Origin of the sequence: Oribacterium sp. P6A1 (assembly GCF_000702885.1) — a bacterium.
GTDB lineage: Bacteria > Bacillota > Clostridia > Lachnospirales > Lachnospiraceae > Oribacterium.
This window is the reverse complement of sequence record NZ_JNKO01000006.1, coordinates 171147-185401: the sequence shown is the minus strand read 5'-3', so window position 1 is coordinate 185401 and position 14255 is coordinate 171147. Positions and strand designations below refer to the sequence as shown.

Here is a 14255-nt window from a genome sequence, read left to right as displayed (position 1 = left end):
TATTAGCTCAGTCATATAATCTATTTTAGACGATATTCAAACAATTGATATGTTCCATCTATTTCCACCAAATCATTTCTGATTATATTTTTAACATTCCTTATATATGCCACTATTTTTAACGATATTATTTATTATAGTAATTCAAGGGTGAAACTAATGAAAGTATTTTATATAGACGTTGAAAGTTTCTGTGCTTATGATTTCATAGATTCATTACTTAAGTACAGACTTCATGGGAAGAAAACAGAAATATTTAGATATACCTATAAAAATGTCGGTATATGGCATAATCCCGAAATAGAATCCGATATGCTTCTCAAGATAAAAAAAGAAACTCCGGATTTTGCATTTTCCTTTAATTATTATCCATTGGTCTCGAAAGTATGTCAGAATGCCGGTCTTAAATATATTTCATGGGTTTATGATAACCCTCAAGTGGCCCTCTACAACTATACCTTAATCAATAGTTGTAATGAGGTCTTCCTTTTTGATTCAGAAATGTATGAATACTTTGCTTCCCAGGGAATAAAAACAGTACATTATTTGCCACTTGCTGCGTCTACAGACAGACTTGATAAATTCACCTTGAATGACACTAAAGCAGCTTTATACAAAGCAAAGATTTCCTTTGTAGGATCTCTGTATACAGAAGAACATAATTTTTATGAACGTATGCTTCCGAATCTTGATCCTTATACCCATGGATATCTGGAAGGATTGATGAGATCACAAATTCAGATACAAGGCTACAATTTTGTCGAGAAGTGCCTTAGTAACAATACTATCAACAAAATGTATGATGCTCTTCCTATTGAGCCTCATACAGATGGTGTTGATACAAAGCAATATTTATATTCGGATTATGTAATTAACAGAAAGATAACCGGAATTGAAAGAGTGGAATTACTAAAGCATATCGCCATAAAACACACTGTGGATCTATATACAAAGGATGAATCATTTTCTGCGCCTGGAATAAATAATCATGGCATAGTTACATACTATGATTATATGCCCTATGTATTTAAAGGCTCCGATATAAATCTTAATATCTCACTCAGAAGCATAAAGAAAGGAATTCCTTTAAGATGTTTTGATATCATGGGCTGTGGCGGATTTCTTATAAGTAATTATCAGGAAGATTTCTTCAGGTATTTTGAACCGGATATAGACTTTGTTTTTTATGAGTCACAAAGGGATCTGATAAATAAGATTGATTTTTATCTTCAGCATGAAGATGAACGAAAAGCAATCTCAGAAAATGCCTATAAAAAAATACAGAAAGATCATACTTTTGACATACGAGTTGGCCAAATGTTAAAGGATGCCAATATAGAATAAAAAAATGGGTGTTAGAATTAGGAGTAAACATGATTAGTAATGCTATTGAAAAATTGGTATCAGTCATAGTTCCTTGTTATAATAGTTCATCAACCCTGATACGTTGCTGGAACTCTATTAAAAGTCAAACCATAGGCTTAAATTCAATAGAGGTGATTTTTGTGGACGATGCTTCTGACGATCATAATGCAACATGGGATCTGTTACTACAGATTGAAAGCGAATGTCCAAACTCCGTTATCATACTTCAACTTGAGCATAATAGTCGCCAGGGAGGAGCTAGAAATGCAGCTCTCCAATATATTCATGGTAAGTATTTTATGTTTCTTGATTCTGATGATACTTTTGAAGTAAATGCAATAAAAACATTATACCAATTAGCCGAATCCACAGGCTCTGACATGGTATTATTTAATTGCACATATTGTGATGATAATGGTAATTCAATTCCTAGGGTTGTATATAAGTTACCCATGTCTTTGGATCTTACAGACGATGAAGCCAGACGAAAAGTCTTACTCGGAGATGGATTAACTTATGGTTGTTGGGATAAATTTTATAGAACGGATTTTTATAGATCGGTTGGAAGTTTATTTCCGAAAAATATGATATATGAAGAGCCTCTTTTTGTATATCCACTTTTTCTCTATGCAAGACATGTCGAAATAATTCCAGAGTATCTATACAACTATTTCATTCATCCAAATTCAACCGTAACAGAAACAGCATATCATCGCAGAGGGGATCATCCCGCTGTACAGCTATTGCTTTTGAATTGGTTAAAAAAGGATAGAAAAACATATTTAAAATACCGGGAAGAAATTATGCTTTATATTATCTGGTCGACCTTTGTGGAAACATTAGTTTTTACTAAAAATGATCCTAAGAGTGATACCGCTTATCAGTTCTATGAGTATATACGTTCCATTCTTTTTTCGGAATATCCGGACTATTCCAAAAACAAATATATTTGCAATATGGGTTATAATAATATTTTTTCATATCTTAGTAAGCCTATTGATTCAAGTGAAACTTTATCCAAACTTAATGCGTTGATAAAAGAAACATTTCCTTAATAAGCTAATATAGGAGGAGATACTTATGAAAGTCCTTTATCTTGATATAAAAACATTTTTTGGAAATATGGATATGCTTGAAGCATTTGAGCAGTATAGTACTTTCAATGAGAATTCTCTGGAAATAATCAAGTATCCTTACAAATATGATCCGGAAAAAGTACGCAATGATCCGGATTTTGAAAAGCACTTTTTAAGTGACCTGAAAAAGTATTGCCCTGATTTTGTTTTTTCATTTAACTTTCTACCTGTAATTTCAAAGGTATGTAATCAGGAAAACATCAATTATGTATCCTGGATTTATGATAATCCTGAAATATTCCTGTACAACTACAATATGAAGAATCCCTGTAATATTGTTCTGATGTTCGATTCCAAGCAATACATGGAATTTAAAGAAGGTGGAATCAAGAATGTATACTATCTGCCTCTTGCAGCATCAACGAAGAGACTGGATTCAATAACACCCTCAAAAGCAGATAAGAAAAAATTTTCAGCTGACATCTCCTTTTTAGGTTCACTATATACTGAAAGAGTACAGTATTATGAGGAGATTTCCCAAAAGCTTGATCCCTATACTCTCGGCTATATTGATGGAATCATCCAGAGTCAGCTCCAGGTTGACGGAGTGAATTTTGTAGAACAGTGTCTCACTCCTGATATCACTCAGAAAATACAGGAAGCCAGTAATATCTATCCCTATTCTGACAGCATAGAAACATTAGAGTATCTTTATGCAAATTACATTATAAACAGACAAATCACCATAATCGAACGAAAAGAGCTTCTTACTCTCGTTGGCGCTCATCATCCACTGAAATTATATACCTATAAATTAAACAGTTCTTTTTCACCTAAGGGAGTACATAACATGGGACCTGCAAACTACTTCACAGAAATGCCTCTTATATTTAAATTAAGCAAGATAAACTTGAACATTACACTCAGAAGCATTCAACATGCAATTCCTCTCAGGGTTTTTGATATATTAGGATCCGGTGGTTTTTTGATATCCAATTACCAACACGATCTTGCATATCATTTTATTCCCGGAGAAGATTTTGTTTATTATGAAAGCAGGAAAGATCTTCTCGATAAAATTGACTATTACTTATCTAATGATAAAGAACGTATAGATATCGCCCAAAATGCACACAGAAAAATCCAAGAGCGGCATACTTTTGATGTAAGAGTTAAAGAAATCATTGAGATTGTAAACTTATATCATACTTAATCTTCCCACATAACAGTGGTCATTTCACCTTTTTTGTATGAGAAAAGTTGAAGTATGTTATTCGTTATTCTTAGTAGCATTATAATAGAAAGGTATATCTTACCATGAAATTTCCTGATAATTATTTTGAAGACGAAATACGTGAAGGTTTCTTTGTAACAAGTATGATGAAACGTAATTGGGCAGCTCAGCTTGAGGTTCTTGAAGAGATAGATAAACTATGCCAAAAATACAACATCAAATACTATGGTGATTGCGGTACACTGATAGGGGCAGTACGTCATGGTGGTTTTATACCCTGGGATGATGATCTGGATATCTGTTTACTCAGAGAGGATTATGAGCTTCTTCTTTCTCATGCAGATGAGCTTCCTGAAAATTATGCCTTGCTAAGCTGGCGTACGAGTGATGACTGGCAGGAAATTTACTCCCGTATCGTAAATACCACATGGTATAATCTGGACAAAGATTTTCTTGAGAAATACCATGGTTTCCCTTATCCATCCGGAATAGACATTTTCGTATTGGACTACATGTATGAGGATGATGATCAGGAAGAAGAAAGACGTCTCCGTGCAAAAATGCTTATAGACACTGCTATTACATTTATGCATGTAGATACGATAACAGATGAATATCAGCAATGTTTACATGACATAGAATCTATGTTGGAAGTAAAAATAGATTTAAACAAACCTATTCCAAAACAGCTGTTTCTTCTTGCGGAAAAATCCCTAACAGAAGTCAAGCGAAAAGATGCCTCCAAGGTATGCTTTATGTCTGCATGGATTCTATTTCATTCCTGTTTTTGGGAGAAGAAATTTTGCGATCAGCTTATGGATGTTCCCTTCGAATGTACTACCATTCCTATTCCAGTCGCATATGACGAGATTTTAAAAGCCCATTATGGAAACTATATGAAGGTTGACCGAAACGGTGGAATGCATGACTATCCATGTTATGCAAAACTTGAAGACCATTTACAAAAGAAACTAGGACGAAAACTTTGGGAATGTCAATGGGATAAAAATGAACTTAATCTGAGGAGAAAACTAAAAGAAGAAGAACAGTTACAAGCAGAACAGGTTAATGATAATATAAAAAAAATCGAAGCTCTTATTGAAACAGATCCTGTTTTATACGGAAATTTCAAAGCTCAGTTAGATGCATTAAAACAGGGTTTAAGCATCAAATCATTCTATGCTGATTCTAATCAAGATGTTGTTTTTCTACCTATATCCCCAAAATACTGGCGTAATTTTAACTATTTTTGGCACAAAGAAATCTCCAATCCTGATACAAATGTTTATGTGATTCCTATATCTTATTTTGATACTTCTATTGACGGAAGTACACTTTTTACACACTATGAGACAGATGGGTATGAAGTACCTATAGTCTCCCTGGATGATTATGATATCTCAAAGAGACACCCGAGCCGGATTTACATTCAATGTCCTTATGATGATATAAATCCAGCCTGGACAATACATAATGCCTTCTACAGCAACATATTGCTAAAATATACTGACAAACTGATCTATGTACCAATGTTTGAAATGAAGGATTATGATTCAAATGATGCTAAGTCAGCCTATACGTTAAATTTTATAGTTAAAACACCTGTAATGCTTCATGCTGATATTATTTATCTTCCTTCTCAAAGCTTAAAGGATGAATATATCAATAGATTGGTTGATTTTTCCATGGGTGAAACCGATAAAAATTACTGGGATAAAAAGATATTTGTAGAAGATTATATTCCTAAAGAATCCGAAGATAATTCTTCATCGAAAGCTAAGAAAACCCTATTGTATTACTCGGATGTTGCTCCTATAGCGCTCTATGGTGAAAAATCCCTTAAAAAGATACGTTCATGTCTTGAGCTCCTGCATGATGCTTCAGATAGATTAAATATAATATGGCTTATATCAGAGAATATGAAATCTGTTCTTAATTCCCCATCTTGTAAGGATGGCAAGAAGCTATATGGAAAATTTCTGAATATTGTTCAGGAATTCAAAAAAGGAAGCTGGGGAACTCTTGCAGAACATATATCCGATATTGACTACACAGATGTCGATGCCTTTGCTGGAAATCCATGTCCATTGGCTCATTATCTAAACTACGATAAAAAGCCTGTAATGATACTGAAGGAATATGATGATTAATTGGTCTCCAAAGTTTAGTTGGTATTCCATAAGCTATTTAGGGTCAGACATTAGTGATATGTACCCTCTTTATTGGACAAACCAGTAAGGATGGTACATATCACTGATGTCTGACCCTGATTAATTTAATGAGGTGTACAGCCTAAAGATCACTGTACACCTTTTTTATCTGGTATTCTGCTGTATATATTAAAAAGGAAGAGCCGAAGCCCTTCCTTTCCATTGCAACTATAAATTTTAGTTCTGAAATTATCCAAGAAGTGAAAGTACTCCCTGAGGTGACTGATTTGCCTGTGCGAGCATGGACTGTGCAGCCTGATTAAGGATGTTATTCTTGGTGTAAGCTGAAATCTCCTTAGCCATATCTGTATCACGGATTCTTGACTCAGCAGCTGTTGTGTTCTCATTGGCAACCTTAAGGTTGTTGATGGTGTGCTCAAGTCTATTCTGTGTAGCTCCGAGCTTAGCTCTGTACTTTGAAACAGACTCAACTGCATCTTTAATCTTTGTGATAGCTGTATTTGCCTTTGTTACAGTCATCATTGCTGTGTTGATATTGATCTCCTTGATCAAATTCGAAGCTGTCATTATAGATCCCGTAACAGAAATCTTCTCAGCTGCTGTAGGGCCTATCTGGAACTGCTTAGTACTTGTGTTTGTAAGAAGATTGATTCCATTATAATCTGTACTTGAGGCAATTCTTGAGATCTCTGATGCTAACGCATTAACTTCTTCCTGAATGTTCTTTCTTGCTGTTAAGCTTGCGCCGTAACCCTTCTCGGCTTTACCTGCACCTTCTGTTGTAGCGTAGGTTCCATTTGCAGCCTGGGTTGCAAGAGTTGTCATTCTCTCGAGCATTGCGTGAGTCTCTGTAAGAGCACCTTCTGTTGTCTGGATAAGACCGATGGCATCATTTGCATTAGCCTCTGCCTGATCAAGTGCATTAATCTTGTTTCTCATTGACTCTGAGATTGCAAGACCTGCTGCATCATCTCCGGCCTTGTTGATCTTATAACCAGATGACAGCTTCTCTAAGTTCTTGTTGAGAGCTGAAGTGTTCTTGGACATGTTTCTGTAAGAATTGATCGCTGGTATGTTGTGCTGTATAACCATAAATTCCTCCTATTTCGGCCCGTGTAAGAACCTCCTTGTCCAAACCGGTCACTCATACATATATGATATATGAGCTCCAAGCCTTTTATTATGATTTTTTGTTTCACCTATATTATCGCACCATTTCTTGAAAATATAAATGGTTTTCTAAATAAAATATATTTTTATTTTTATATTATATATGGTTTAGAAATTTATCAAGCTCTCATATACTGAGCTGCCTATTTTGTGGTTTTTCTAACTTCATTAACCCATCAGAAACGACTGATTCAAGTCCCAATCTATTATTCCTGCCTGTTCTTTCTTGGCTTTGCGCCCTTTCTTATCTCTCCAAACATTCTGAAAGGCGATTCCTTGGTGATGGTTTCCTTTATTATATTCTCGATAGATGTCCTGTAGCTTGGATCATTTATAACAGGTACTTCCTGAAGAAGTTCTATCTGATTTTCCGCATCAAGTCCTATATCCTTATATTTAACAGCCACATCACGTACATATTTGTATGAAGCATTTGCGGAACGGCTTTCATTACCGATAAGAACATTGTTCATTTCAGAGATGTATCTTGTCCTCAGGGTCATGTCCGAGGCCTGCTTCTCAAACTGCTTCATATTGGCCCGGGATGCATCATGCCCTGCACGACCGTATCCCATATCTATCCATCTGTATTTATCTATGAGAAGCTTTGCGGAGGAATCAAAACCATAATATATGATCTGATTATCTCCGATCTCAACCAGTAGTCCTGACATGGCATCAGGTATCAGATTCATGATAAGATTAGGGTCGTTAAAGGGCACCTTCACCATCTTCATCTGGCCTTCTGTATAGTAAACATCTATAACGGCTTTAAGAAACTCATTTATCCTTAAGTCATCATAACGATATTTGGCTTCTGCGATGGCAAGCTCTATGAGAACCTTGTTCTTAACCTCTTCAGACATGTTCCTGTTTCTTGCAATCTCTTCGATTCCCATGGCATGCTTTACGAACTGGGCATCAAGCATTTCCTCTCTTACGTTCATGGCGTGATTCACCATAAACGATATTTTCTTTATAACGCTTGAATGAATATCATTTCTTATGGAAATTGCATGTACAGGCTTCTCTCCCGCAAGGCCGATGCCTATGATCACTGCCTCCGGTGAAAACTTAATGTTATTCAAAATAACCTCGTCATTCCAGTAGACCATGTGATTATAGCTTTCATTCAGATCGTAGAAATGAATATTGGAAAATTTCGCGAATTCAGTTTTCAGTATATGTGCAGCTTCGGCATTGTATATATTGTTCGCGGCTGTGTATATGTCCACTCTCTTATTCTGGTGAAGATCGTTTACAAAATCCGAAAGTACCTCATCCTTACGATGATGATTTATAGCGTCCTCCAGCCTGTCCAGATCGATCTCGATGGAAGGTCTGTTTCTGATGTATGCCACAAGCTCGTATTCATTAACCGGAACTGTGATTCCTTCTGCCCCATTACGCCTTGCTCTGGAAATATCCTGAACCAGAGTATTCATCATATTGGATATTTCTTTTTGATCATTGGCATTCTGGGATACATCACATGCAGTTATTACTGTAGCTTTTCCTTCCCCGTCAGAGGCCTCTACCAGAATCTTATTTTTCACTGAATCTGTACGAACATAGATCCTGTCCTCCGGCTGAAGCTCTTTTATCTCTTCTCCCGATATGTCATATATCCATAAAGGCTGATTACCATATGAATGTCTCACATTATCCTCATCCTTTACGTTCCCTCCCAGTATCTTCGTAAACATACTCAGCGGATTATCATCGGAAAACTGATCCAAAATATCGTTGAATCTGCCCATATTTATCCCCTTATACTTATAAATTCTTTAGTCTTTCAGCAGCCTTTTCATATCCTTCATCAGCAGCCATCTTATAGTAGTGACGTGCCTTATCCAAATTTCCGGACACCTCGTACCATGTCCCCAGATTATAGGCGGCTTTAAATGAACCTGTACCTATCACACCCTCAGGCCGGCTCACTTCTCCAAGATCCAGACACTTTAAATAACTTTTTTCAATGTATGGAAGAAGATCCTTGTACTTTTCCGTATTCTTCAGCACCAGCTTCATATAGAAAAGCCCTGAATAAAAATAGAAATCAGGATTTCTGGTAAAGTCATACTGAACCTTGCTCATGATATCATGGGCTTCTTCCAGACTATTCTCCGTATCTATATCATAAAGGGTATAGAGATATCTCATGATGCCATCTGTCCAGTAAGCTGACTGTCTAATCTCTTTCTTTCCTGAATATCTCCAGAAATTCCTAAAATAAGGAAGACTTTCTTCCTTTTTGTTCAAATTCCGAAGTGTGATGGCCATCTGATAATTGTAATAAGGGTAATTGGGCTCCTTTTTCAAAGCCTCTTCCAAATACTTGAAGTTTCTCTCTCCCTTTCCCTTCTGCATATATCCGTCATGAAGGGCATAAAGGGGAGAAAGCTTATGCACAACCTTGGCATTAACCTGCTCGTGAATACTTCCCTGATAACGCATTTCTGCAGGAAGTATACGTGGAATCTCTGTTATACTGCGATCTATCTCGTCTCCGTTTGGATAAGAGTCCTCTCTTCTTATGTTTCCAAGCCACCGCATTCCCTGTTTATCATACATATGATCTATGAAATCTCTCAGGGCTTTTGGATTACAATTCTCGTCCTGTATCAGATATTCATCTGCATCAAGCACCAGATTTATATCTGCATTCCAGTCTCTTTCAGAATTTCCCAGCGCAAAGTTCCTGGCTTTGGCAAAATCGTTTTCCCACGGGAAACTGTATATTTTTGCGCCGAAGCCTTCTGCAATCTCAAGGGTTCTGTCCGTTGAGCCGCTGTCTGCAATGATTATATGGTCCACAAAAGGAGATGCCGCCTCCAGGCATCTCGCAAGACAACGTTCCTCATTCTTAACGATCATTACCAGATTGATGATCATCACTGTCATCCTCCGCTGTTTTTCATACGCTGCTCTCGCAGTTCGTTGAATACGAAACCTCGTATTGAGGTTTCCGCTCCTTCACTAAGATCCAAAAACTTGAGTCCGTATCCGTTCTCACCCGGACCATAAAGCTTTCCCCACAGTATCTTCAATCTGAAAGTTCTTTCAATATTTTTAAAAGCATAGTGGAAGGAAAGAATCTCTCCTATGGTCAGTTCCTCTGAAGTCACCATAAAGATGCCACCGGCACTTAAATTTGTTATGGTTCCGAAAAAACGTTTCCCATACTCTTTCTCTGATGTGAACTGCACCTGTATGGAGACATTAACACGTATATCCTGCTGCCTCTGAACGATTTCGATAACATCCAGTATCTGACACTCACCCATCCAGGCTTCCTTCATAATCGGATATCCCGGATTTCTTTTGATCAGAATGTCGCAGGTAGTCTTTATGCACCCCTTTACACTGTCGTTGAAGGAAACCTCAGCCTTCTTCATCCAGGAATCCTGAAGTTCATCTTTGAAGTAAAGTGCCACGTTATTATCGATTCCTGTAACTACTCGAACAGGATACTGTTTACCTTCAAATAATACAACACCACTTCTGCAATCCTTTAGTACCATTTATAACCTCTGCTTTTTCTTGAATCATCCCTTAATTCATCACAAACAGGATTCAATATATCTTTAATATATCGAATCAGATATCGGAAAAATCGCCTATGCTGTTTGTGGTATTCATAAGCATCTGCAGCCTGAGTATCTCTATCAAAGTAGCGAACATATCTTTATCGATTTTTCCTGTCTCATCCGAATCCTTACTTATTCTGTCTGCAAGAAATGAACTTAATCCCAGCATACCGTTTCCGTTTGAAGACATACCTATCCCCAGGGTATCAAGTAAAGCTTTCATTTCACTTATATCACTGCCTTCTCCTATTAGTTCAGAGGAGCTGCCGACTCCTGTTACCACATAGTTCTTTAGATCTATCTGAGTGTTACTGTTCAGGTCAGCCATGATATTTTTTACATAATTCTGTGTCTCTTTGTAGGGAGGGATACCGTTATACTTCTTCACCGCCCCTGAGCCTGCGTTATAGGCTGCCAGTGCCAGACTCAGATCTCCTCCGAACTCCTTAAGATTTGATGCCAGAAGTTTTGCGCCACCCATTATGTTCTGTTCCGGATCGAAAGGGTCCTTTACCCCGAGACTCTTTGCGGTAGCAGGCATGAGCTGCATGATTCCCATGGCACCTGCCTTGGAAACCGCCGTAGTCTTAAAATCCGACTCATACTTTGCCACAGTCTTTAATATCCTTTCAGGAACCCCATAGGTCTTAGAAGCCTTTGCAAAAATCTCATCAAGGGTTTTTGCAACTCCGGATACCGGATTGTTTTCACTCGTTCCCGCCGCCTTCATACCTTCCAGAACATTTTTAAATGTATGGGCTGTATTGGAAAGCAAAGAAACATTTGCCGGTCTACCTTTCCCCGTATTCGTTACTTCGGTAATTGACTCCATTAATGGCATATCTTACATCCCCTTTTCAACATCATATTTCCAGTTTTTACCCTTCACATAAGACCTTCACTCCACCGGTCATAAAAGAACTCCTCACTACTGTTCGGCAACCATCTGGCCATATTCATTTAGATAATACATCTTTCCGCCATCATACAGGTACCCTGTCTGCATTCGTCCGCTGCTGTTGAAGTAGTACCACGCTCCGTTGATGTATTCCCATCCGGTTTTCATATAACCCATGTTTGGATCCAGATAATATACGCTTCCGTCAGTGTCTGTGAGAAAACCTGTGAGCATCTGTCCCTGATCATTGAAGTAGTACCACAAATTCCCTATATACTGCCATCCTGTGGCAACTCTCCCGTAGGTATCATAGTAGAACCATGTTCCTCCCGGGTTGTACCAGCCTGTGGTACTGGTCTTACTACCATTGTAATTTGGCAATGTTCCTGTATTGGTGGTTGTGTTGTAACCTATAGGGGTGACTCCCGGTGAACCCGTATGTGAATTTACTACATCATCCTCCGATGTTATCCAGTTGCCTTCTTTCAGGTATTTCTTTTCATCGGAAGTCATGGGTATAGCTCTTACTTCATAATAAAACTTATCCTTTGTGTAGTCCTCTATCTTGTCAGAAAAATCTACGGTGGTGGTCCTTACCTTCTTTGTTCCCACTTCCTCATCATTCTTATAAAGCTTTACCTCATATCCCGGAGCATAATCCACTTCTTTCCAGACAGCCTTTTTAAATTTGTAATCCCATCCTGCAGAAGAAGTATCCCCAAGCACGGCACAGGGAACATAGTAAACCTTCAGCTGAAGCTTCTCTCCGTCATCTATCCTTCCGCAATGAGAGAATTCAGCACCACTCAGAGTCACTGCCTCTCTGTTCCATACCGCTCCGAAATAATATCCGGATGCCGCACTGAATTCTATGGTCACAAGGACTCTGGATCCCGGTTTCCATTTGTCGGGATCTTTTGCATAGCTTATATCTTCAATTGAAATATTACTTGTACTTGTTTCGATAGTTGGTTCAAGGGTTTCACCCCCATCGCCATAATTCTGAGTGAATTTTACATTGATCTTATCTATGATGCTGCCATCCGCAGCATCAGCTCTTTTCATATGGGTAAGCACAAACCATCCCACAAGGAGAAGAAGCATGAAAAGCTTTGCCGCCTTATTGCTGCGTTTTGCCTCACGCTCAAGTCTTTCAAGATTTGTCTCCCGCTGTTCTCTTATACGGTCTCTGTATGAGCTTCTGTTTCTATTGGTCAGGTTTGCCATCACTCACCTCTACTCATCTATTGAAGGCTTTTTTTCAGCCTGAATATCTGACTTACGGATTCCTATTTGATAGGCTCATTGTCTTATACCATCATTGTTCACATAATAACCGTCAATGTAGGCATTGGTAGCCATCTGTCCACTGCCCGGATAGAAATAATAGAAATTTCCATTGATTGCATGCCAGCCTTCTACCATCGTACCGTCATAATCACAGTAATAAGTTTTCTCATTTCTATGTATCCATCCCGTGAACATGACTCCGTAAAGTGAATTGTCTATATCGTTTAAGAAATAATACTTTCCGTTTTCATATAGCCATCCTGTATACATGGCTCCGTTGCTCTTGAAATAATAATAGTGGGTATTGATCATACGCCATCCGTTGTTTGCAGTCTGTCCCCACACCTCTCCATTTCGAAGTTCCTCCTTGGGAATCAGATAGTACCAGTCATTTCCGTTCTTCATCCATCCTGTATACATGGAACCGTCTTTAAGAAGGAAAAATGTCTTGTCATTGATTATCTGCCAGCCGGTCTGCATCTGACCGTATTGATTGAACAGATACCAGTTTTTATCTATATACGCCCATCCGGCTCCCTGAAGACGGTTATCATCCAGATATCTGTAGTACCAGAAACCGTTTTCCTTATACCATCCGAACTTGTAGAGACTTCCTGCGGTTCCTCCGCTTCCCTCCTTACCTTTTCCATCAGAAACATCTCTGTCGGTTATAGTGAGTTCCGCTGAAGACAGCCACTCACTGTTTTGTGCGTACTGCCTCTGTTCTGTGGAAGTAAGAATGGTCCTTATATTTACATAATACTTTCCTGCCTGAGTCATGTAGGGATAAAAATTATAAAGAAGACCCGAGGTGGTAACCGAGGTCACCTTGGTACTGTCCCTCATGAGCTGAAGCTCATAGGTACCGGAAGTATTGTCGGGTCTTGTCCAGCGAATCTCTCCCAGCTTGTCATCATTCCAGTATACGTCAGTAGGCTCATCGAACTTTCCTTTTATTGGATCAAGCTTTAAATTAATGATGAGCTTGTCACCGTCCTTACTGGCACTTGAAAAGGTTCCCCCGGTTATTGTCACATTGGAGCTTCTGTAACTGCTTAAAAAATAATTTTTACTGATATCCTCCGACTCAAGTTCAACCCTCATAGCCGGTTTATCGCCGCTTTTCACCCTCATATCACTGCCGCTTGTCCACTCTGCTTTAGTGATCTTATACTTACTGCCCGAAGTCGATACAGCTATCTCATTGTCATCAACCGAAGATTTCTCTATAAGAATATCTGATGGAAGTTTTCTTCCCGCTTCAATCTTGGACTTTATCTTTATACTGACTGTATTGATGGGCTGTGTTGCTGCCATTACCCGCATACCGAAAATCAGTATAAACAGTAAAAACAGAAGTAAATATACAATTATCTTACTAACCGGACCGTACCCTTCAGATACGGCTTTCCTGCCTCTCATGCAGCTTTCTTCCTTTCTATTTGATGATGTACACTGCAC

Annotated in this window: 11 protein-coding genes; 4 read left to right on the top strand and 7 right to left on the bottom strand. The window is 38.3% G+C overall.

Features of this window, described 5'->3' with window-relative positions:
• Positions 1-159: 159 nt before the first annotated feature.
• From T515_RS06385 to T515_RS06370, 4 genes are all read left to right on the top strand, one after another.
• A complete protein-coding gene (locus tag T515_RS06385) occupies positions 160-1344 on the top strand; it encodes a CgeB family protein (protein ID WP_036608915.1) in 1185 nt (394 codons plus the stop codon).
• 29 nt (positions 1345-1373) lie between these two features.
• Positions 1374-2420: a glycosyltransferase family 2 protein gene (locus T515_RS06380; RefSeq protein WP_036608913.1), complete on the top strand. Its 1047-nt coding sequence runs from the start codon at positions 1374-1376 to the stop codon at positions 2418-2420.
• A gap of 25 nt (positions 2421-2445) precedes the next feature.
• The gene (locus T515_RS06375; RefSeq protein WP_036608911.1) at positions 2446-3654 is read left to right on the top strand and encodes a CgeB family protein; all 1209 of its coding nucleotides are present in this window, start codon (positions 2446-2448) and stop codon (positions 3652-3654) included.
• Positions 3655-3758: 104 nt separating this feature from the next.
• Complete coding sequence (locus T515_RS06370) at positions 3759-5825, top strand: LicD family protein (RefSeq protein ID WP_036608909.1); 2067 nt, start codon at positions 3759-3761, stop codon at positions 5823-5825.
• A gap of 249 nt (positions 5826-6074) precedes the next feature.
• Here T515_RS06370 and T515_RS06365 read toward each other — a convergent pair whose 3' ends face one another.
• The 7 genes from T515_RS06365 to T515_RS06335 all read right to left on the bottom strand — a co-directional run bounded on the left by T515_RS06365 (position 6075) and on the right by T515_RS06335 (position 14216).
• On the bottom strand, positions 6075-6938 hold the full coding sequence (locus tag T515_RS06365; RefSeq protein WP_036608907.1) for a flagellin N-terminal helical domain-containing protein: 864 nt from the start codon (positions 6936-6938) through the stop codon (positions 6075-6077).
• A gap of 284 nt (positions 6939-7222) precedes the next feature.
• The gene (locus T515_RS06360; RefSeq protein WP_036608905.1) at positions 7223-8776 is read right to left on the bottom strand and encodes a hypothetical protein; all 1554 of its coding nucleotides are present in this window, start codon (positions 8774-8776) and stop codon (positions 7223-7225) included.
• Positions 8777-8792: 16 nt separating this feature from the next.
• On the bottom strand, positions 8793-9911 hold the full coding sequence (locus T515_RS06355; RefSeq protein WP_036608903.1) for a glycosyltransferase: 1119 nt from the start codon (positions 9909-9911) through the stop codon (positions 8793-8795).
• Positions 9912-9916: 5 nt separating this feature from the next.
• Complete coding sequence (locus T515_RS06350; RefSeq protein WP_036608901.1) at positions 9917-10540, bottom strand: PilZ domain-containing protein; 624 nt, start codon at positions 10538-10540, stop codon at positions 9917-9919.
• 76 nt (positions 10541-10616) lie between these two features.
• Entirely contained in the window at positions 10617-11447 is an 831-nt protein-coding gene (locus tag T515_RS18200) for a lytic transglycosylase domain-containing protein (RefSeq protein ID WP_051671510.1), read from the bottom strand.
• 87 nt (positions 11448-11534) lie between these two features.
• Positions 11535-12731: a hypothetical protein gene (locus tag T515_RS06340; protein WP_036608899.1), complete on the bottom strand. Its 1197-nt coding sequence runs from the start codon at positions 12729-12731 to the stop codon at positions 11535-11537.
• A gap of 75 nt (positions 12732-12806) precedes the next feature.
• Positions 12807-14216 (bottom strand): hypothetical protein, encoded by a 1410-nt coding sequence (locus tag T515_RS06335; protein ID WP_051671509.1) that lies wholly within the window; start codon positions 14214-14216, stop codon positions 12807-12809.
• Positions 14217-14255: the final 39 nt, after the last annotated feature.

Bases quoted from the DNA above. Each gene is read 5' to 3' on its own strand.
- T515_RS06385 (WP_036608915.1), top strand. From the start codon at position 160: ATGAAAGTATTTTATATAGACGTTGAAAGTTTCTGTGCTTATGATTTC.
- T515_RS06380 (WP_036608913.1), top strand. From the start codon at position 1,374: ATGATTAGTAATGCTATTGAAAAATTGGTATCAGTCATAGTTCCTTGT.
- T515_RS06375 (WP_036608911.1), top strand. From the start codon at position 2,446: ATGAAAGTCCTTTATCTTGATATAAAAACATTTTTTGGAAATATGGAT.
- T515_RS06370 (WP_036608909.1), top strand. From the start codon at position 3,759: ATGAAATTTCCTGATAATTATTTTGAAGACGAAATACGTGAAGGTTTC.
- T515_RS06365 (WP_036608907.1), bottom strand. From the start codon at position 6,938: ATGGTTATACAGCACAACATACCAGCGATCAATTCTTACAGAAACATG.
- T515_RS06360 (WP_036608905.1), bottom strand. From the start codon at position 8,776: ATGGGCAGATTCAACGATATTTTGGATCAGTTTTCCGATGATAATCCG.
- T515_RS06355 (WP_036608903.1), bottom strand. From the start codon at position 9,911: ATGATCATCAATCTGGTAATGATCGTTAAGAATGAGGAACGTTGTCTT.
- T515_RS06350 (WP_036608901.1), bottom strand. From the start codon at position 10,540: ATGGTACTAAAGGATTGCAGAAGTGGTGTTGTATTATTTGAAGGTAAA.
- T515_RS18200 (WP_051671510.1), bottom strand. From the start codon at position 11,447: ATGCCATTAATGGAGTCAATTACCGAAGTAACGAATACGGGGAAAGGT.
- T515_RS06340 (WP_036608899.1), bottom strand. From the start codon at position 12,731: ATGGCAAACCTGACCAATAGAAACAGAAGCTCATACAGAGACCGTATA.
- T515_RS06335 (WP_051671509.1), bottom strand. From the start codon at position 14,216: ATGAGAGGCAGGAAAGCCGTATCTGAAGGGTACGGTCCGGTTAGTAAG.